The sequence below is a fragment of the Nonomuraea sp. NPDC003214 genome (assembly GCF_053590035.1).
Genome location: NZ_JBSFSX010000013.1, coordinates 53251 through 72492 on the forward strand (window position 1 = coordinate 53251; position 19242 = coordinate 72492).

Annotated in this window: 20 protein-coding genes and 1 pseudogene; 12 read left to right on the plus strand and 9 right to left on the minus strand. The window is 74.9% G+C overall.

What is annotated here, in order from left to right; all coding sequences use genetic code 11:
- Positions 1-144 precede the first annotated feature (144 nt).
- From ACWDXC_RS34730 to ACWDXC_RS34745, 4 genes are read left to right on the plus strand one after another with little or no spacing between them, the layout of a single operon-like run.
- Positions 145-543 carry a YbaB/EbfC family nucleoid-associated protein gene (locus ACWDXC_RS34730; protein WP_357587809.1) on the plus strand — a complete coding sequence of 133 codons (399 nt, stop codon included), beginning with the start codon at positions 145-147 and terminating at the stop codon, positions 541-543.
- Positions 543-4919, plus strand: a complete 4377-nt coding sequence (locus tag ACWDXC_RS34735; RefSeq protein ID WP_449989239.1) for a hypothetical protein — start codon at positions 543-545, stop codon at positions 4917-4919. Before ACWDXC_RS34730 ends, ACWDXC_RS34735 begins: the two co-directional genes overlap by 1 nt.
- On the plus strand, positions 4916-5428 hold the full coding sequence (locus ACWDXC_RS34740) for a hypothetical protein (protein ID WP_449989242.1): 513 nt from the start codon (positions 4916-4918) through the stop codon (positions 5426-5428). The genes ACWDXC_RS34735 and ACWDXC_RS34740 overlap by 4 nt, the downstream gene beginning before the upstream one ends.
- 41 nt (positions 5429-5469) lie before the next feature.
- Positions 5470-6051 carry a TetR/AcrR family transcriptional regulator gene (locus ACWDXC_RS34745; RefSeq protein ID WP_449989245.1) on the plus strand — a complete coding sequence of 194 codons (582 nt, stop codon included), beginning with the start codon at positions 5470-5472 and terminating at the stop codon, positions 6049-6051.
- On the opposite strand, the gene ACWDXC_RS34750 is transcribed toward ACWDXC_RS34745, so the two are convergent.
- On the minus strand, positions 6048-6902 hold the full coding sequence (locus ACWDXC_RS34750; protein ID WP_449989247.1) for a cupin domain-containing protein: 855 nt from the start codon (positions 6900-6902) through the stop codon (positions 6048-6050). The genes ACWDXC_RS34745 and ACWDXC_RS34750 overlap by 4 nt on opposite strands.
- A 98-nt stretch (positions 6903-7000) precedes the next feature.
- On the opposite strand from ACWDXC_RS34750, the gene ACWDXC_RS34755 reads away from it, so the two are divergent.
- The gene (locus ACWDXC_RS34755; protein ID WP_449989250.1) at positions 7001-7354 is read left to right on the plus strand and encodes a VOC family protein; all 354 of its coding nucleotides are present in this window, start codon (positions 7001-7003) and stop codon (positions 7352-7354) included.
- Between the two features lie 30 nt (positions 7355-7384).
- Here the strand turns inward: ACWDXC_RS34755 and ACWDXC_RS34760 are convergent, their stop codons facing one another.
- Positions 7385-7984 (minus strand): TetR/AcrR family transcriptional regulator, encoded by a 600-nt coding sequence (locus tag ACWDXC_RS34760; protein WP_449989252.1) that lies wholly within the window; start codon positions 7982-7984, stop codon positions 7385-7387.
- Positions 7985-8074: 90 nt separating this feature from the next.
- Between ACWDXC_RS34760 and ACWDXC_RS34765 the strand changes: the two are divergent.
- A pseudogene (locus ACWDXC_RS34765) lies at positions 8075-8701 on the plus strand (carboxylesterase family protein); the annotation flags it as partial.
- A 190-nt stretch (positions 8702-8891) separates the two neighbouring features.
- A complete protein-coding gene (locus tag ACWDXC_RS34770; RefSeq protein WP_449989611.1) occupies positions 8892-9566 on the plus strand; it encodes a carboxylesterase family protein in 675 nt (224 codons plus the stop codon).
- A gap of 18 nt (positions 9567-9584) precedes the next feature.
- Here the strand turns inward: ACWDXC_RS34770 and ACWDXC_RS34775 are convergent, their stop codons facing one another.
- Positions 9585-10742 carry an MFS transporter gene (locus ACWDXC_RS34775; protein ID WP_449989255.1) on the minus strand — a complete coding sequence of 386 codons (1158 nt, stop codon included), beginning with the start codon at positions 10740-10742 and terminating at the stop codon, positions 9585-9587.
- 84 nt (positions 10743-10826) lie between these two features.
- Here ACWDXC_RS34775 and ACWDXC_RS34780 point away from each other — a divergent pair, with 84 nt between their 5' ends.
- Positions 10827-11261 (plus strand): winged helix-turn-helix transcriptional regulator, encoded by a 435-nt coding sequence (locus tag ACWDXC_RS34780; RefSeq protein WP_449989257.1) that lies wholly within the window; start codon positions 10827-10829, stop codon positions 11259-11261.
- Between the two features lie 3 nt (positions 11262-11264).
- Here ACWDXC_RS34780 and ACWDXC_RS34785 read toward each other — a convergent pair whose 3' ends face one another.
- Positions 11265-12041 (minus strand): class I SAM-dependent methyltransferase, encoded by a 777-nt coding sequence (locus ACWDXC_RS34785; protein WP_449989259.1) that lies wholly within the window; start codon positions 12039-12041, stop codon positions 11265-11267.
- Between the two features lie 95 nt (positions 12042-12136).
- Positions 12137-13000 (minus strand): alpha/beta fold hydrolase, encoded by an 864-nt coding sequence (locus tag ACWDXC_RS34790; protein ID WP_449989262.1) that lies wholly within the window; start codon positions 12998-13000, stop codon positions 12137-12139.
- A gap of 72 nt (positions 13001-13072) precedes the next feature.
- On the opposite strand from ACWDXC_RS34790, the gene ACWDXC_RS34795 reads away from it, so the two are divergent.
- Positions 13073-13909 (plus strand): helix-turn-helix domain-containing protein, encoded by an 837-nt coding sequence (locus ACWDXC_RS34795; protein ID WP_449989264.1) that lies wholly within the window; start codon positions 13073-13075, stop codon positions 13907-13909.
- Positions 13906-14301 (plus strand): VOC family protein, encoded by a 396-nt coding sequence (locus ACWDXC_RS34800; RefSeq protein WP_449989267.1) that lies wholly within the window; start codon positions 13906-13908, stop codon positions 14299-14301. Before ACWDXC_RS34795 ends, ACWDXC_RS34800 begins: the two co-directional genes overlap by 4 nt.
- Positions 14302-14341: 40 nt before the next feature.
- On the opposite strand, the gene ACWDXC_RS34805 is transcribed toward ACWDXC_RS34800, so the two are convergent.
- Positions 14342-14851: a hypothetical protein gene (locus ACWDXC_RS34805; RefSeq protein WP_449989270.1), complete on the minus strand. Its 510-nt coding sequence runs from the start codon at positions 14849-14851 to the stop codon at positions 14342-14344.
- Positions 14852-14917: 66 nt separating this feature from the next.
- Between ACWDXC_RS34805 and ACWDXC_RS34810 the strand changes: the two genes are divergently transcribed.
- Positions 14918-15547 carry a TetR/AcrR family transcriptional regulator gene (locus ACWDXC_RS34810; RefSeq protein WP_449989271.1) on the plus strand — a complete coding sequence of 210 codons (630 nt, stop codon included), beginning with the start codon at positions 14918-14920 and terminating at the stop codon, positions 15545-15547.
- Between the two features lie 16 nt (positions 15548-15563).
- Here ACWDXC_RS34810 and ACWDXC_RS34815 read toward each other — a convergent pair whose 3' ends face one another.
- The 3 genes from ACWDXC_RS34815 to ACWDXC_RS34825 form a co-directional block, all read right to left on the minus strand.
- Positions 15564-16097, minus strand: coding sequence for a signal peptidase II (locus ACWDXC_RS34815; protein ID WP_449989274.1), 534 nt, complete (start codon positions 16095-16097; stop codon positions 15564-15566).
- A gap of 84 nt (positions 16098-16181) precedes the next feature.
- Complete coding sequence (locus ACWDXC_RS34820; RefSeq protein WP_449989277.1) at positions 16182-16988, minus strand: alpha/beta fold hydrolase; 807 nt, start codon at positions 16986-16988, stop codon at positions 16182-16184.
- Complete coding sequence (locus ACWDXC_RS34825; protein ID WP_449989280.1) at positions 16985-18154, minus strand: MFS transporter; 1170 nt, start codon at positions 18152-18154, stop codon at positions 16985-16987. The genes ACWDXC_RS34820 and ACWDXC_RS34825 overlap by 4 nt, the downstream gene beginning before the upstream one ends.
- A gap of 92 nt (positions 18155-18246) precedes the next feature.
- Here ACWDXC_RS34825 and ACWDXC_RS34830 point away from each other — a divergent pair, with 92 nt between their 5' ends.
- On the plus strand, positions 18247-19203 hold the full coding sequence (locus ACWDXC_RS34830) for a LysR family transcriptional regulator (RefSeq protein WP_364179944.1): 957 nt from the start codon (positions 18247-18249) through the stop codon (positions 19201-19203).
- The last annotated feature ends 39 nt before the right edge of the window (positions 19204-19242 follow it).

The window sequence follows — 19242 nt, forward strand, 5'->3', positions numbered from 1 at the left end:
CGCTCACCGTCATGATGAGGGATGGCATGCCGTCACTGCCACCGGATCGGCCCGGTCCGCGCCCGTACTCGACAAGTCCCACAAAACCGGGGAAACGATGGTAATTGTGGGATTGGTGTTGCAGACGGGACATGAGGGATACGAATGCCGACAGACGAGCCGTGGCGGCTGCTGGAGCAACTCGTCCAGGAGGTCAACCAGCAAACCGAGCAGCTCGGCAGGATGCGCGAGCGGGCCCGGGAGCTGTCGGCCACGGCCACGTCGAAGGACGGCCTGGTCACCGTGACCGTCGGCCCGCGCGGCGAGGTCCGGTCCATCGAGTTCGACCCCCGCGTCTACCGCAGGCTGTCGCCCTCGGAGCTGTCCGCCGTGCTCGTCGAGCAGATCGGGCGGGCGACCACGCAGGTGTCCGGCGAGATGAAGGAGCTGATGGCGCCGTTCGTGCCGGACCTCCCGTTCGAGGACCTGTTCGGCGAGGGCACGGACCTCGACGCGTTCCTCCCCGGTGCCGGCCCGGCGCAGCCGCGGGGGGATGCGCGCTGATGGGGCTGGACCTCAGCCTGGTGCCCGACGTGGTCAAGCCGCTGGCCAAGCCGTTGACCGGCGGCGCGTTCCCGGGGGCCGACGTCGGCGGGCTCCTCGCCGAGGCGCAGGCGCTGGAGCGGCTGGCGGACCTGCTGGCCGGGATCAAGGCCGAGGACGCCGGCGCGGTCACCCGGCTGTTGCGCAGCGGGGAATGGGAGGGCGTCGCCAAGGAGGCGTTCGAGAAGGCCTTCGAGTCCCTCGGCGGCGAGGCCGGCTCCGTCTCCGGCGAAGCGGTGCTCGACGTGCTGGAGCGGGCGCTGCGCGAGGAGGCGGAGGCCCTGCGCACGCACGGCGTGCGGATGCAGCACGCCGAGTGGATGATCTACGCGGCGCTGGCGCTGCTCGGCGTGATGATCGTCAGGCTGCTGGTGTGGATCTACGTCAACGGCCCGGCCGTCCTCGCGCTCATCAGGCACCACACGCTGATGACCCAGGTGAGCATCCAGACGATCAAACGGCTCATGCTGCTGAACACGCTGAAGTTCGCCGGGATCATGGGCGGCCTGGACCTCGGCGTGCAGGTGGCCCAGCAGCTCTGGGGCGACCGCGAGGCGGGGGACTTCGACCTCGCCTCGCTGGCGATGTCGACCGGCAGCGGCGCCCTCACCGGCGTGCTGTTCGGCGGCGCGAACGCCGCCCTCTCCCGCCTGCTGAGCAAGCAGATGGTGTACGTCGCGTCCCGGGCGGAGCTGGCCGTCCGCGACAAGATCGTGGCGATCGGGCAGAGCATGTACGGCCAGGCGCTGCTGGGCGGGGCGGCGGGCACCGCCGGGGCCGTCCCCGCGCTGGCGGCCAGCGGGCAGCTGGACGCCTCCCACCTCGGCTACGCGTTCATCTCCGGCGTGGCGGGCGGGCTCGACATCCCGGCGTCGGCCCGGGTGAGCTACCTGCCGATGGCGGCGATCGGCGAGATCGGCGGCCCCGCGCACCCGGCCGGCGATTCACCGCCTCCCGCCCGGCCCGCCCTCGGGGAGACCTCGCTCGCCGGGGCCGCCCACGCCGACACCACCCCGCCGCCCGCCCCCAGAGCCCCGGACGACGCCGGACCGCAGGTGCTCCCGAACGGCGCCCTCGCCGGCGAGGTCGTCCGGCGCCACGACACGCCGCTGCCCCCCGCCGAACGTGCCGCGACGACGCGCCCCCCGCACCAACCGCCCGGCGACCGCGCACCGCAGCCCCATCCCGGTGACCGCACCCCGCACACCCGTCCAGCCGAGCGCGCCTCGCAGGACCGCCCGGCCGAGCGGGCCCCGCAGGACCCGCCGGGGGAGCGGGCTCGTAACCTGCCGGCCGAGCGCGCCCCGCAGAGCCTTCCCGCCGAGCGGACCCCGTACAGCCAGAGCGCGGCCACCACCGCCCGCGCCGATGCCGCGGGCCCGGGGGAGCTTCCGCGCGCCTCCCTGGTCCCGGCCACCGTCCCGGCGACGATCGTCGCGTCGCCCGAGACCGCCACCGGCGGCGAGCCCGGACCGGACCGGCCCGAACACCCCCGCACGGACGCACCCCCACCAGCACGCGACCAGAACCCGCCCCCACGGCCGGAACCGGAAGTCCCCACCGCACCCCGCGACCAACCGGAAGCGGCGGCCCCCGGCCGCCCGGAAGCAGGGGCCCTGGCGACCACCCGCGACCGGCCCGAAGGGGCGGCCCCCGAGGGTGCGGCGTCTCAGCGGGAGCGGCCGGTGGCGTCGATGCTCGCGGCCGAGCATGCCCCCACGGGGCCGGTGCGCGAGGGCGCGCCACCGGCGGCGGGCGGGACCGCCGTGCAGGACAGGGCGTATCCAGCGGGGCCGCAGCACGGGCCCGACGTTCACTCGCCGATCGCGGACCCCCGCCCCCGGAACTTCGCCGAGGCCGCGGCGATCGTCCACCGCTGGACCCCCGGCCCGCAGAACCGGATCGAACGGCTGCTCAGCGGCCCGTCCGACGAGGTCCTCCTGACCGAAGGCCGGCAACTGGCCGAGCGGCTGTCCACCACCCGGCGCGACGACGCGACCGCCCGCGCCCTGGCCCACATGAGCCGCAGCCTCGGCGGGCCTGACCCGGCGCGCGCCGTCCAGGATCTCGCCCGCGACCTCGGCCTGGATCGCGAGATCGACGCCCTGGTCGACGTGTTCGGCGACGCCCGGCGGTACGAGATGGCCCCGGAAGCCGCGACCGACCGCGCGTCACTGACCGCCGTGCTCGACCGGATGATGGGGGCGGACTCGTACCGCTGGACGGGGTTCAGGAACCAGCTCCGGTTCTCCTTCCACGACGCGAACGCCGACCAGGCGCGCACGATCGGGATCATGATCGACGTGATGGGGGAGCCCGTCACCTCCAGCCGGGTCAGGAACTTCACCAAGCCCGTGCTCGACCGGTACGGCATCCGCGACATCAGGGAGCTGCTGCCGGTCTTCCGCGCGGCTCACCAGAACGGCCACTTCCCGCGCGGGGCGATGAGCGAGGCGGACTTCCTGGCGGCCATGGACGCGTTCCGGCACGAGGACCCGGCTCTGTGGGACGGCGTGCTGCTGGCCGAGCGGCACGCACTGACCGGCCTGAGCGAGCCGGAGGCGCGCCTGCTCGCGCTCCTGGACGACCTCGCCGCCCGCCAGGAGGGCGACACGCCGCCGCTGGAGCGGCTGGCCGGCGAGGTGGGGCAGGGGGACTCGGTCGAGCAGCTGCTCCACCTGGCCGCCGACGCGCACCGGCACGGCGCCGACCTGACGCGGGTGTCCGGCCCGCGCGAGCTGGCCGACCTGCTCACCGCCCACCGGACGCGGGACCCGTACCTGTGGGACGGGCTGCGCGTCGCGGCCGAGCACGGCGTCACGCGGCCGGCGGACGAGGCGGCGCGGGCGCTGTCCCGGCTGGCCGAGATCACCGGGTCGGAGGCGCCGTCGCGGCTGCCGGTGTTCGAGCCGCTGCGCCGCCTGGCCGTGGACGCGGGCCTCGGCTACTCCGTCGAACGGCTGGCGGACCGGGCCGCCGAGGTGCGGCAGCGGGGCTTCGACCTGTTCGCGCCGGTCGACCGGCAGCAGGTGCTCGACGCCCTGATCGGGGACGCCCGAGCCGCCGCGCCCCGGCCGCCGGCCGTCCCGCCCGGCCTGCACGATCTTCCGCCCTCGGCGCACCGGGACGCGCTGCGGGCCGCGAGCCGCGAGCTCGACGCGGCCCAGCAGGCGCGCCCCGAGCAGAACCCCGTCCTGCGCCGCGTCCGCTCCCTGCTGGCGGGCCCCGACCCGCTGGCCGCGATGGAACTGGAGCGCGTCGCCTCCCTGGAGTCCCGCGTCCGGGCCTGGCAGCGCTGGCCGGATCGCCCGGAAGTGTCGTACACCAGGGACTTCGCGGCGTTCCGTGACGCGTACGACCGGGCCGTGGAGCGGGCCGTGAGCGGCGAGCCGGTGATCCCGTACATGCTCGACGACGCCACGGCGTCGCTGGGCGCACGGGAGGGCGGGCGCGGGTTCGGGCTGGAGCTGGAGTTCGAGCTGCCGGAAGGCGTCTCCTCCCGGCGCCTGGAGGACATCGCCCGCGCCCTGCACCAGGCGGGGCTGACCGGCGACGCCGTGCAGCACGGCTACCACACGATGAAGAAGCGGGGCTACAGCGCGGGCGCGAACGGCGGGCTCGGCCTGTGGGCGCTGGAGCAGGACGGCACGGTCGCGGGCGAGCTGGTCTCGCCCATCCTGTACGACGAGCCGGCGACCTGGGCGAACCTGCGCACCGCCGTCGAGATCATCCGGGCGCACGGCGGCACGGCCGGGCCCCGGACCGGCGGGCACGTCCACGTGAGCACGCACGACTTCGACCACATCGTGGAGAACTACGTCAGCACGCTGGTCCACGTCGGCCACCACACCGACACGCTGTTCAGGCTCGCGCACAACCCGGAGGCGGACAGCCACCGGGGCCTGAAGCACTGCCGTCCCAACGCGGTGCCCACGGAGGGCTACGCGGAGATCGGGCCGGTGCGGCACCGCAACAGCGGCCACGAGTCCGCGGTGAACATGCAGGCCATGACGGGCTCCGCGGCGGACCACATCGAGCTGCGGCTGTGGGACGGCTCGCTCGACGCCGCCGTGATCCAGGCGCAGGTGAAGGTGTCGCTCGGCCTGGTCGAGGCGGCGTTCCGCAACGCGACGCTGGACCACCTGCCGAACCGGGGCGAGCCCGACCCGCTGGGCGCCCACGCCGGGCACTTCCGGGACCCGGCGCAGGACCGCACCGAGGCGGGGAGCCTGTCCTTCCGCAGCCTGATGGACGAGATCTTCTGGCGGGCCGCCGACAAGGAGCAGCTCACCGCCCTGTACGCCGCCACCCGCTGGGCCACGGAAGGCACCCCATGAGCGTGATCATCGCCAACCCGTCGTCGGCGGAGCCACCCCCGCCCGCACCGGCCGGACCGGACGGCCTGCCGTACCGCTTCGAGATGATCCACGCGGGCGGCAGGCTCCGCGGCTACGCGGGCGAGCCCGCCGAGCTGGTCGCGATGCTCGTCCCCGGCTACGCCGAGCTGCCCGGAGAGGACGGGCGCGCGGCCGCCCGCGTCCGGCTCGCCCTCGACCTCCAGGTCAGGCTGCAGGCGGAGCTCGCGGCCGGGCGGCTCGGCGCGTGCACGGACGAGGAGCGGGCCGTGCTCCTCGGCCCCCGGCACGAGCCCCCGGCGCCCGCCCGGTGGACGGCGCCGGTCCCGCTGGTCCTGGTCTCCGCCTTCTACGAGCCCGCCGGGCCTCTCCCTCGGCCGTCCGGCCCGGCCGGCCTTCAGGTGTGGCTCGATCCCGCCGACGACTGGACGCTCCTGACCAGCCTGCACACCGCCGGACTGATCACCGTGAACGCCCGCGCCGGAGCCTGACGCCGCCGGGGTGAGCGCCGGGGCGCTGGTAATCTGCGATCGTGCCAGCCAGCCGGAGCAAGTCGCGGACCGACGCCGAACGGAATCGAGCACGCGTGCTGGAGGTGGCCCGCGAGCTGTTCGCCGAGCTCGGCGACCAGGTACAGATGGCGGAGGTGGCCAAGGCCGCCGACGTGGGCATCGGCACCGTCTACCGTCACTTCCCCACCCGGCAGGCGCTGGTCGAGGCGGCGGCGCAGCACCGGTTCGCGGAGATCCTGGACTTCGCCCGTGAGCGCTGCCTGGCCGCGCCCGACCCCGGTGCGGGGCTGGACCTGCTGCTGTCGGGCATCGGCGAGGTGCTGGCCAAGGACCGCGGCCTGTCCGGCGCGATCGAGTCGGCCATGGGTTCGGCCGAGCCGTCCGGCGACAGCCGGACCGCGCTGGAGGGCCTGGCGGGCACGCTGCTCGACCGCGGGCGCGCGACGGGCTCGGTCCGCGACGACGCCACGGTGACCGACGTCTACATGATCGTGTGCGGGCTGGCGGCGGTGATCCGCACGGGCAGCGGCGACTGGCGGCGGTTCGTCAGGCTCGCCCTCGACGCGCTGCGGCCCGGCCGCCTCTCCTCGCCGACCGGCTAGCTCTCCTCGTAGACGACGTGGTGCCTGCGCGTGTGGCGGTTGAGCGCCGCCGGGTCGAACCGGCCCGCCCTGCTCACCTCGTTCCTGTGCTCGATCAGGGCCTCCACCACGCTCTCCCAGCCTCCGGGTGACGAGATCTGGACGACCCGGGGCGGCGGCGTGGAGCCCGGCCGGATCGCGTGGGGCACGCCATGCGGAAGCAGGACGAACTGCCCCGCGCCCGCGGTGTGGACCGCGCCGTCGAACTCGATCTCCAGCTCGCCGTCCAGCACGTAGATGCACTCGTCGGCGACCAGGTGGGTGTGCCGGGGGACCGGCTGCGCGACCGTCACCTCCAGCAGCGAGAACAGCCCGTCGGTGTCGGCGGTGCGCGCCTTGACGGAGAACGCGGGCGGCACGGGGACGCGCCCCGGACGCGCCTCGCCCGGCTTCAGCACGAAGCAGCGGTCCGGGTCGCCCCAGTCGTCCCGCGGGTCCGCCCCGGTGGCGTCCTCCAGGTGACGCTCCCGGCCGCCCGGCGCCGACACCCGCAGCGCGTGCACGGGGGAGCCGTCGCCGCCGAGGTCACGCATGGCGCGGGTGACGCCGCGCGGCAGCAGGACGCACATCCCCGCGGTCAGGTGATGGGATTCGCCGCCGACGTCGACGCCGAGCTCGCCCGCGATGACGTACACGAACTCGTCGTAGTCGTCGTGCGCGTGCGGGGGGACGTCGCCGCCGCGGAGCTCCAGGAGGGAGAAGCGGCCCTGGGTGTCCTCGGCGCTCGCCTTGACGCTCGCCCGCGGCGGCAGAGGCGCGCGGGCGGGCCGGGAGTCCCCGGCGTCCAGTACGAAGAAGCGGTCCTTGCTCATGGCAGCCCTTTCGGTAAAACGGATTCGGATTCCGATTCCGTTTAGATCTAGCAGACCGCCCGAATCACTGTCAAAGCAGCCTGTCTATGCTCAAGCCCATGGCACTGGAATGGGAACAGATCATCGTCGACTCCGCCGACCCCGTCGCGCTCGGGCGCTGGTGGGCCCAGGCTCTCGGCTGGATCGTGGTCGACGAAACCGAGGAGATCATCGAGATCCGGCCCGAACCGGACCGGATGCCGGGGCTGCTCTTCGTGCCTGTCCCCGAGGGCAAGACGTCGAAGAACCGGCTCCACCCCGACTTCCGCCCCGACGACCAGGAGGCCGAGGTCGCCCGGCTGCTCTCCCTCGGCGCCCGGCGCGCCGACACCGTGCAGGACGAGCAGCACTGGGTGACCCTGCTCGACCCGGAGGGCAACGAGTTCTGCGTCCTGGGCGAGCGGAAGAGCTGAGCGGAGCCTGCCCCCGCCTCCCGGGGCAGGTCACGTACTGCTGAACAACCGGTCCAGATGCGCGTCGATCGCGGCGAGCGCGTCCTGGGGCTCGACCACGTCGAGTTCGATCAGGGAGGTGAAGCCGGTGAGGGCGAGGAGCAGGTTGGTCTCGGTGACCGGGTCGCGGCCGGAGTCGATGTGCCCGTCGGCGATCGCCTGGCGGACCAGCCGCTCGACGAGGGCCCGCCCCTGGACGAGGCCGCGGCGCGCCTGCTCGTGCACGGCCTCGTCGTGCAGCGCCTCCAGGACGTAGGCGGCGCTCATCCGGCTGGTCGCGCGGGCGTCGGCATGCAGGGGGAGCATTTCGGCGAGCGTCAGCCGCAGCACGTCACGGGGGTGCGGACGGTCGCCGAGCTTCTCCAGCCCCTGATGCACGCGCGCCGACGTCTGTTCGGACGCGAGGTCCATGGCGAAGGAGAGCATGGCGGTCCGGGAGGCGAAGTAGTGCTGCAGCTGCCCGAGTGACATGCCCGCCTCCTGCGCCACCACGCGCATCGTCAGCTGCGTGACGCCGCGCTGCTCCACCACCCGCCACAGCGCGCGGGCGATCGCTTCGCGGCGTCCGCGGTGGTCCACCTGTTTCGGCATCGCCGGCCCTTCCTCGGGGGCTGTTGCAATACATTTGACATAATACACCTGACCCATAATCTTGGGGTCCACTCCAGGAAAGGAATCGCCATGTCAGGAGAGCCGACGGTACGAACCACGGAAGGCGTGGTGCAGGGGCGCAGGCGGCGGGGGCACGCGGTGTTCCGCGGCATCCCCTACGCCCGGCCTCCGGTCGGCCCGCTCCGCTTCGCCGCGCCCGCGCCGCCGCACCGCTGGGAGGGGACGAGGCAGGCGGTCGAGTTCGGCCCCGTGGTGCCGCTGTCCCTGCCGATCGACGTGCCCCCGCAGGGCGACGACTGGCTGACGCTCAACGTCGGCACCCCGGATCCCGGCGCGGCCGGACTGCCGGTGCTGGTGTGGATCCCTGTGGGCGGCTACCTCTCGGCGGCGTCGAGCGACCCGATGTTCGACCCGGCGGCGCTGGCCGAGGCGGGAGTCGTCGTGGTGACCGTCAACTGCCGCGTGGGCGCGGAGGGATTCGCGTTCCTCGACGACGCACCGCCCAACCGCGGGTTCCTCGACCAGATCGCGGCGCTGGAGTGGGTGCAGCGCAACATCGCCGCCTTCGGGGGCGACCCCGGCCGGGTCACCGTGGGCGGGGTGTCCGCCGGGGCGGGCTCGGTCGCCGCCCTCCTGACGATGAAGCCCGCGCGCGGCCTGTTCCGGCGGGCCATCGCCCACTCGGTGCCGGGGCTGCACAGCACCCCCGCGCTGGCACGGCAGGTCACCGCCGCGTTCGCGGACCGGATCGGCGCGGCGGCCCCCACCGCCGTGGCCCTGCGCGACATCGACCCCTGGCGCCTGGCCGCCGAGCTCACCTCCTTCAACGCCGGCCTCCACGCGCACCCGCGAGAGCTGGGGACGCCTCACGGAGACCGGCACCGCGCTGTGCCCCGTCGTCGACGGCGAGGTCCTCCCGGAAACGCCCTGGCCCGCGCTGACCGGCTCGCGCGCCGGCGGGACCGAACTGCTCGTCGGCCACACCCGGGACGAGTTCCGGTACTTCAGCGTCATGAGCGGGCGGCACGGCGCCTTCACCGGGGAGGACGCCCGCGCGGCCCTGGAACTGCTCGCCCCGCAGCCGGACGGCGCCCGGGCCTACCGTGCCGCGTTCCCGCAGGCGGGCCCGGAGGAGCTGGTGGAGACGGTGTACTCCGACGCCCTCTTCCGCATGCCGTCACAGAAGCTGGCCGAGGCGAACGCCGCAGCGGGCGGCACCTCGTACCTGTTCGAACTGTGCTGGACCGCCCCGGTCCGCGGCGGCATCCTGGGCGCCTGCCACAGCCTGGACATGCCGCTGGCGTTCGGCACGCTGGACAGCCCCGTCGGCGCCCAGCTCATCGGCGACCGGCCCACCCCCGAGACCGTCGCGCTCTCCCGCCAGTTCCAGGAGGCGTGGGTCCGCTTCGTCACCACGGGCGACGCGGGCTGGCCCGCCCACCGGCCCGCCGAGCGCCTCACCCGCGTCCTGGACACCGAGTCGGAGACGCTGCCCTACCCCGAAGAGGCGTCCCGCCAGATCTGGGAAGGCCACACCCCCGCCCCCTTCGATCTCCCGTGACCGGACGGCCGTGCCCGGTCATCGGGGCCGGGCGCGGCTGCCGGTGGCCCAGACGGCGAGCGCGCAGGCGGCGAACCCGGCGCCGAGCAGGCTGGAGCCCGCCCAGCCGTGGGTGGTGAGGACGGCGGTGGTCGTGGCCGCGCCGAGGGCGGAGCCGAGCGAGTAGAAGACCATGTAGCCGCCGATGACGCCGCTCGTGCGGTCCGGGTGCGCGAGCGTGAGGAGGTGCTGGTTGCTCACGTGCACGGCCTGGACCGCGAGGTCCAGGGCGACGATCCCGGCGGCGAGCAGCCACAGCGACCGGGGGAGTTGCGCGATCGCCGCCCAGGAGACGATGAGCAGGGCGAGCGCGAGGCCGCTGACGGGGACCGCCCGTCCCGTGTCGGCCCACCGTCCCGCGCGTGCTGCGCCGAGCGCGCCGGCCAGCCCGGCGACGCCGAACAGGCCGATCTGGCTCTCGCTCAGCCGCCACGGCGCGTCCGCCAGCGGCAGCGACAGCCCGCTCCACAGCGCGCCGAACGACGCGAACAGGAAGAACGCCACGAACCCGTACGTCAGGAAGGTCCGTTGCGCGAACAGCCTGCCGAGCGAGGCGACGGCCTGCCCGTACGTGACGGGCCGGGCGGGCCGCTTCTCCGCCGGCAGCGCGAGGAGGGCGAGGGCCGCGAGCCCGAGCGACAGCGCGGCGAGCACGGCGTAGACGCTCCGCCAGCCCCACGCGTCGGCGAGCAGGCCGGTGACGACCCGCGAGCCCAGGATGCCGATCACGACGCCGGAGGTGACGACCCCGATGGTGCGGCCGCGTTCGGCGGGCGGCGCGACCGACGCGGCGTAGGCCACGGTGGTCTGCACGACGACCGCGAACACCCCGGCCACCGCCAGCCCCGCGAGCGCCGCCCAGGCGGCGGGGGCCGAGGCCGTCAGGGTCGCGCCCGCCGAGGTGAGCGCCAGGTGCGCGGCGATGAGCCGGCGCCTGTCGGCCACGTCGCCGAGCGGCACCAGCAGCACCAGCCCCGCCAGGTAGCCGAGCTGGCCGATCGCCACGATCCATCCGGTGAGCCCGGCCGGCACGCCGAGGTCACGTCCCATCGGCTCCAGCACCGGCTGCGCGGCGTAGACGCTCGCCACCGCCACCCCGCACACCACCGCCAGCAGCGTACGCCGCCACGCATCCATCACACCGACCCAATCAGTAGCAGATTGCAACTGTTTGGACCGTACGGCATGATGGTTTCAATCCGCAACCGAACGGAGTCGCCGATGCAGGACCCCGGCTGGACCGACCCAGCCTGCCCCGTCGCCCGCACCCTCGACCTGGTCGGCGACCGGTGGAGCCTGCTCGTCGTCCGCGACGCGATGGACGGGGCGCGGTCGTTCACGGAGTTCCAGCGACGCACCGGGATCGCGCGCAACATCCTCACCGACCGGCTCCGCAAGCTCGTCGCCCACGGGCTCCTCGCGCAGCGCCCCGCGCCGTCGGGCCGTCGCCAGGAGTACGTGCTCACCGACGCCGGGCGTGACCTCTTCCCGGTCATCGTCACCCTGCGGCAGTGGGGGGAGCGTCACGCGTTCGCGCCCGGCGAGACCCACTCCACGCTGGTCGACCGGCACGGCGTCCGGGTGCCGGAGATCGTGCCGGCCGGGGCCGACGGCGCCCGCCTCGACGCCGAGAGCACGCTGGTGCGGAAGGTTTGACCTCTACAGGCGCCTGGCGCGGAGCACTCCGGTCAGCATCGGCAGGGTGAACTCGCCGAGAGCGGTCTCCGGCCTGGCCGCCAGATAGGCGCGGATCCGGCCGAGCGCCGCCTGGCGTTCCTGTTCGGGCAGGACGAGCATGCCGGCGCGCGTGGCGAGCGTCGCGACGAGGGAGTCGGCGGTGCGGCTCTGCCCGTGCGGGAACAGCGCCTGTTCGGCCGAGCCCAACCGGGCCTCGCCGGTCCGGGGCAGGTGCATGCCCGTCGTGGCGGCCCGCCAGCTCGCGGGCGTGTCACGCGGGCCCACGGCCACGCTCCCAGCGGCCCTGGCCAGCCCGGCGACCCAGTCGGTCTGGTCGTCGAGGAGGTTCCACAGACCGGCCAGGACGCCGCCGGGCGCGAGGACTCTGGCGATCTCCGGTCCGGCGACGGCCATGTCGAACCAGTGCATGGCGTTGCCGGCCAGCACGGCGTCGACGGACGCGTCGGGCAGCGGGATCGACTCGGCGCTGCCCGGCAGCGCGCGGGCGTCCGGCACCGCGCGGCGCAGCTCGGCCAGCATCGCCGGATCGGGCTCGACCGCGACCACCTCGATGCCCAGCGCGACCAGCGTGGCGGTCAGCTTGCCGGTCCCGGCGCCCAGGTCCAGCACGCGCGGGCCGGGCGCGGGCCCGAGCGCCCAGTGCACCGCGCCGTGCGCGTAGTCGGGCCGGTGCTCGGCGTACGCGGCCGCCGCCGCGCCGAACGAGGAGCTGTGCCGCAACCGTTCGTCCTGGTCCACTCGGAATCCCTTCCGTGCCTTTCCGTGCCGCCGCGACGCCCCGGAGGAGATACCCCGGCCGCTCCGGCGCCAACCGGCCCCGACGCCGGGGCCGGCTAGCGCGACAGGAAGGGGACGATCGCGGCCAGGAGCGCCTCGGGGTTGTCCTCCTGCACGCTGTGCCCCGCGTCCACCTCGCATCCCCGCACGTCGGCGGCCCACGCCTGCCAGGGGGCGGCCGGGTCGCCGTCGTACAGCTCCGGCAGGTCGTCGTGCCTGCCCCACACGACGAGCACCGGGCAGCCGATCTTCCTGCCGGCGGCCTTGTCGGCCGCGTCGTCGCGCCGGTCCACCGTGAGCCCCGCCCGGTAGTCCTCGCACATGGCGTGGACGGTCCGAGGGTCGCGGCGGGCGGCCCGGTAGTCCTGCCACGCCTCGTCGGCCACGTGGTCGGGCCGGTCGCCGTACCAGCTGTCCGGGTCGCGGTTGATCACCTCGTCCGCGGGCTTGTCGGTCTGGCCGAGGAAGAACCAGTGCCACCAGAGCCGGGCGAAGGTCTCCCCGGCCCGGTCGAGCACCTCGCCGATCGGCGGGCCGCCGATGTTCACGAAGGCCCGTACCCGGCCGGGATGGTCCATGGTCAGCCGGAAGCCCGCGTAGGACCCGCGATCGTGTCCGACGACCGCGTACTCCTGGTGCCCGAGCGTCCGCATGAGGGTGGCGACGTCGCCCGCCATCGCGCGCTTGGACATCTGCGCATGCTCCGGCTCGTCGGCCGGGACGGTCGAACGGCCGTACCCGCGCAGGTCGGGACAGACGACGGTGAACCGCTCGGCGAGCACGGGGGCGACCTTGTGCCAGGTGGCGTGGGTGCGCGGATGCCCGTGCAGGAGCACGAGCGCGGGGCCCGACCCGCCGTGGCGCACGCGCAGCGTCACCGGTCCGACGTCGACGTGGTCGAGAGTGAAGCCGTTGAACATCCACCGCGGGTTCCCCGGCGCGATCACGCCAAACGGGCGGCCAGGCCGCCCTAGGGTGGAGAGGTGACCGTCGTGCCTGCTCAGCAGAGGTCCGCCGCTCTGGCGCCGTTCGTGGCGACGCTGAGCCCGTACGAGCTCGGCCCCGGACCGGCCGGCCTCCATCGCGGGCTGCCCTCGTCCACGGTGACGGTCACGATCCCGGAGGCGGACGCGCTGGAGATCGCGTGGCTCGGGCGGCCCGCCTCGCGCGAACGGTTCCGGGCCGTGGTCGCCGGGCTGCACCTGGACCCGGCCGAGCTGAGGCAGGAGGGCGGGACGCGCGGCGTGTGGCTGACGCTGAGCCCGCCGGGCGCCGCCGCGCTGCTGGGGGTGCCGGCGTCGGCGCTGGCCGGGCAGGTCGCCGATCTCGCCGAGGTGGCCCCGGCGATGGCGCACCTGCCCGAGCGGCTGGTGGCCTGCCGGTCCTGGCCGCAACGCCGGGCCCTGGTCGAAGGCGCGCTGATCGCCGGGCTGGCCCGGCACCGGGCGAGCACCGGCGGCCCCGGACTGCGGGCCACGCTGGCGGCGCTGTCCGGGACCGGCCGGGTGCAGGAGGCGGCCCGGCTGCTCGGGTGCTCCCGGCGTCACCTGAGCGCCACGGTCCGGGCCGGGCTGGGCGTGACGCCGAAGGAGTATCAGCGGCTCCTCCGGTTCGAGGCCGCCCGGGGCAGGCTCGTGGCCGCCGCCCGCGCCGGGACGGTCAGCCTGGCGGCGGTGGCCGCGGCGTCGGGGTTCGCCGACCAGGCGCACTTCACCCGGGAATGGCGGGCCATGGCCGGGTGCGCGCCGGCCGAGTGGCTGCGTGCCGAAGGTCTGGTTCCCAAATCTTCAATACCCCTGCCTCCGCCCGGCCCGACGATGGGCGCATGACTTCCGACCTTCGTCTCCGTCCCCGTCTCGTCGTGCCCGACCCGGACCGCGCGTCGGCGTTCTACCAGGCCGCCCTCGGCGCCGAGCAGGTGTTCAGCGCTCCCCGGGAGGACGACGGCCGGCCCAGCGTGATCGACCACCGCCTCGGCGCATCGTCCTTCCGCGTCTCGCCGGCCGTCTCCGCGTGGGGGTGGCTGTCACCCGACGACCTCGGCGGCTCCGCCGTTCTCTTGGAGATCGAGGTCGACGACCCGGACGCCGTCGGCGAGCGTATGACCGCCCACGGCGCCGAGGTGGTCGTGCCGATCGAGAACCGGCCGTACGGCAAGCGCTCGGGCCGGGTCCGTGACCCGTTCGGCCACCTGTGGATCCTCACCGGCGACCCGCGCTGAGCCGCCCGTACGCCTGCCCGGCCCCGCTGCCGTCCGCCGGTCAGGGGCGGCGGCGGGTGAGCCGGTCGAGGGGGGAGCCGTCCTCGGCGGGGGCGAACGGGGCGCCGGTGGCGCGGGCGCGCAGGGCCAGGACCAGGCCCTCGCCGAGCAGGCTGACGCCGATGGACAGGGTCATCGGGCGCATCTGGCCGGGTGTGCCCGCCGCCGTGGCCAGGACGCCGAGGCCGGCGTTGACCGCGACGGAGGCGGCCCACACGAGCAGCGTCCAGGCGGTGTAGCGCTGCCAGAGGTGGCCGTCGCGGACGAACAGGCGCGGGGTGAGCCCGCGCAGCGCGCCCAGCAGCAGGCCCGTGACGGCCCCGGCCACCACCCACGCCAGGTCGGCCCCCTCCGGCCGCACGTTGTTGACCAGGGTGTACGTGCCGATGCCGACGAGCGCGACGGGCGGGACGAACAGGTCCCGGGCGTTGAGCGGCTCCCCCCGGAACCGCCGGATCACCACGGCGACGACCAGGACGACGACGACCACCGCGAGCAGGGTTCCGCTCATGACACCTCCGCTGATAGCACGACCATGCTAAATCAGAACATAGCATGGCCGTGCTATAAAGAGGGGGTGCCGAAAATCGTCGACCCGGAGGAACGGCGGCAGGCCGTCGCCGAGGCCGTGTTCCGCGTGATCTGCCGCGACGGCCTGGAGCAGGCGTCGCTGCGCAACGTCGCCGCCGAGGCCGGGCTGGCCATCGGCTCGGTGCGGCACTACTTCGCCGGGCACACCGAGCTGATGGTGTTCGCGATGCGGGAGATGGCCGCGCGGCTGCTGGCCCGGCTGACCGCGCACGCGGAGCTGCTGCTGGACCCGGCCGCGCCGATCAGCGAGGGCGAGCGGCGCGAGACCGTCGTCAGCATGCTGGCGGAGATGCTGCCGCTGGACGACGAGCGCCGCACGGAGGCCGTCGTCTGGCTGTCGTTCGCCGCCGCCGCCCGCTCACGGCCGGAGCTGCGCGCCCACGCCGACGAGCTGTACGACGGGCTGCTCGCGCTCACCACCAAGGTCCTGGAAGGCGGGCGCCGGTCGGGCCGGCTGCGGCCGGGCGCGGACGTCGCGGTGGAGGCCCGCCGCCTGTGCGCGCTGCTCGACGGGCTGTCGCTGGAGGGCGCGTTCTATCCTGACCGGCTCGACCCCGGCACCATGCTCGCCGTGCTCCGCGCCCACCTGGCCGCGCTGACCTCCGAAGGCGCCTGAGGGACGGCCGGGGAGGTCAGGTGGAGGGCCGCTCCTCGGCCTCCGCGCCGAGGGGGATGCCGCGCACGGTGAGCAGCACGAGCAGGGCGCAGCTCACGGTGAGGGCGATGTCCGCCACGTTGCCGACGAACAGCCCGCCGTAGTCGATGAAGTCGACGACGTGCCCCTGCGCGAACGCCGGCGGGCGGAACAGGCGGTCGAGCAGGTGGGAGGCGGCGCCGCCCAGCAGCGCGCCGAGCACGACGGTCCAGGCGGACGAGCGCAGCCGCCGCCCGGTGTAGAGGATGCCGCCGACGGCCGCCGCGGCCGTCAGCGTGAACACCCACGTCACGCCCTCACCGATGGAGAACGCGGCGCCGGGGTTGAACAGCAGCCGCAGCCGGATCAGATCCGGGATCACCGTGACGGTCCGGCCGCCGGACAGCGCCGACAGGGCCCAGAACTTGGAGAGCTGGTCCACCACGAGCACGACCGCGCCCAGCGCCAGCATCCACGCGTACCGTCCCGGCCTGCGGGCATCTTGTCCGATCGGCACCTTCGACCTCGCCATCCGATGAGCTTGTCCCGCCCAATCTAGCGGTTTCGCTCACGTATCGATCGAAAGCGCCGACCCATGTGTACGTACCCGGAGCTGTCAGAGCCGGGCCAGGACGGCGCGCAGGACGGGGGCGAACGCCGCGGGGTCGTCGGCGAAGCCCGTGTGGTCGCCAGGGAACACGACGGCGTCGAGGCCGAGCGCGGTCCCCAGCGCGCGGGAGGCGCGGTCGCAGAGCTGCCCGGCCGACTCCGCGCCGACCCCGATGACCAGGCCGGGCGCGGAGCGGAGCAGGCCCAGGTCGGGCCGCCAGCGGGTGGTGCCGCGCAGCTCGTGGGCGAACCAGCGGCGCTCGTCGGCGACGTGCTGCGGATCGCGTTCGCCGCCGAACATCATCTCCAGCGCCCCTTCGGGCAGCGTGATGTCCGCCTGTGCCATGAACGCCGCCCACGCCCCGATGACGTCGCCGCCGAGGTAGGCGGCGACCATGTCGTCGGTCTGGGCGTGCAGCTTGTCGCGGTCGTCCAGGAGCTCGACGAGCGGCGGTTCGTGGGCGATGACGCCGCGCAGCTGCCCGGGGTGGGCCTGGGCGTGGGCGAGCGCGGTGACGGCGCCGCCGCTGGAACCGAACACCACGGCGGGCCCGGCGTCCACGTGGGCGAGCAGCCGGTGCAGGTCGTCGGCGCGCAGCTCGGGGGTGGAGTCCTGGGCGGGGTCGTCGAGCACGCTGCGCCTGATGCCGCGCGGGTCCGCGGTGAGCACGGTGTGGTCGGCGGCGAGCAGGTCGGCCAGCGGGGCGAAGGCGTCGGCATCCATCGGCGCGCCGACGAGCGCCACGAGCGGGCCCCGGCCGCGTACCTCGAAGTGCAGGCGGGCGTCCGGGACGCGGAGCCTGGAAACGGTCATGATGTCCTCCTGGACAGGGTGTCGGACGCGGTCCTGGTGACCGCGTTCAGCAGGGGTGGGGCGACGGTGGCCACGAGCAGCGCGAGCGCCGCCGGGATCACCAGGGCGAGGGACAGCGTCGCGGTCGTCGCGACGTACCCGATGAGGGCGGGGCCGACGAGGCCGCCGCCGTAGCTGATGGTGGTGACGGCCGACAGCCGGCGGGCGGCGCCGCCGGCGGCGCCCAGCCGGCTGGCCACGACCGGCCAGACGACGGCCATGCCGGCGCCCGCGAGCGCCCAGCCCGCCATCGCGCACTCCACCCGCGCGCTCGCGGGCAGCGTGCCGGCGAGCAGGACGAGGCCGTAGCCGACGGTGGCGGTCGAGCCGGCCAGCCGGATCGTGCGGCCGGCGCCGAGCCGCGAGCGCAGGGCGTCGCCGGTGAAGCGCACGACCGTCATCGCGACGAAGAAGACCGTGTAGACGAGCGAGCCGGTGGCCGGGTCCGCGCCCAGGACGCGCGTGGCGTGCAGCCCGGCCCAGTCGGTGGCGGCGCCCTCGCTGACGAACGCCGCCGCGCCGATCACGCCCAGCAGGAGCAGCCGCCCCGGCGCCCGGATGCCGGGCACGGGCGGGGCCGGGGGCGCGGGGGCGTCCGGGGCGCCCTTCACGGCGGTCAGGGCGGCGGTCAGGGCGAGCGCGCCCGCCGCCATCAGCACCCGCACGTCGACGCCCGCGCGCAGGGCCGCCGTGACGACCGCGCCGCCCGCGACCGCGCCGAGCGTCCAGGCGCCGTGCACGCCCGCCATGATCGGCCGGTCGAGCGTCCGCTCGACGGCCGCCGCCTGGAGGCTGAGTGCCACGTTGAGCAGCCCGGACAGCATCCCGAACACCACCGCCGAGGCCATCAGCGTCCCCGCGTCCGCCGCGAGCGCCGGCCCGGTCAGCGCGAGCGCCGCCGCCGGGGCGCAGACGCGCAGCAGGGCCCGCCCGGTCCAGCGGTCGGCCAGGCGGCCCACCACCGGCATGGCCACGAGCGCGCCGACGGCCAGCGCCATCAGCAGCGCGCTGACCCGGCCAGGCCCGAGCTCCAGGCGCGCGTCGGTCGCCGGGAGCGTGGCGCCCCACAGCGCGTTCATGACGCCCGTCAGCCCGTAGCTGAGCGTGATCGTTCCTCGTCCGGCCATGCCTCGATCCTGGTGTTGGCCCCCCGCGCGGGTCCAACACCTGTTCGAAGCCGATTCACGCACCGGCTGCGTCAATCGGCTAGGAAGGAGGCATGCCTGACGACGTGGAGATCCGCCTGCTGCGCCACTACGTGGCCGTGGCCGAGGAGTTGCACTTCAGCCGGGCGGCCCAGCGCCTGTTCGTGGCGCAGCAGGCGCTCAGCCGCGACGTGCGCAGGCTGGAGGACCGGGTGGGCCGCAAACTGCTGGAACGCACCACCCGCCGGGTGACGCTCACGCCGGAGGGCCGCCTCCTGCTGGCGCGGGCCCGCGAGATCCTCGGGCTCTACGACGCGACCATGCTGGAGCTGCGCGGCGAACCCCGCTCGCTCACCGTCGACGTCGTCGGCTCCGGCCTCACGCCCGCGCTGGTGCTGGCCGCCGCGCGCCGGCTCGCGCCCGAGGTGGAGTTCTTCGCCCGCTTCCACAACGGCACCGAGGCGGCGTCGCCGCTGCTGCTGGACGGGCGGCTGGACGTCACGTTCGGCCGCGGCCCGGGCGCGCTCGAGGGCCTGCGCCAGCGTCCCGTACGCCACGAGCCCATCGCGGTGCTGGTGCCCGAGCTGCACCCCCTGGCCAGGCTGCCGGCCGTGCCGCTGGAGTCGTTGCGCGGCACCAGCCCGTGCATCCGGGCCGGCGACCACGCGACGCCCGGGTGGGAGCACGCCGTCCTGCAGTTGCTGGCGCCGTTCGGGGTCGACCCGGCGATGGCGCACCCGCACGTGCGGGGCGGCGACGAGCTCGCCCAGCACATCCGCGATCGTGACGCGCCCATCCTCACCCTGACCACCCAGCCCGCGATCCCCGGCGCGGTGCTGCGCCCGCTGGTCGAGCCGGTCGCGGTGTTCCCGTGGATGATGATCTGGCGGGCCGACGGCGACCATCCCGGCCTGCGCGCCCTGCACCGGGCCGTGGACGACCTCGCCGCCGCCCACGACTGGCTCGCCGCGCCCGACGACGCCTGGCTGCCCGAGCCCGAGGCGAGCCAGCCCACGCCGGCCACCGGCTGACCCTCACGCGAGCGAGACCTCCGGCGCGCACCGGCGGGA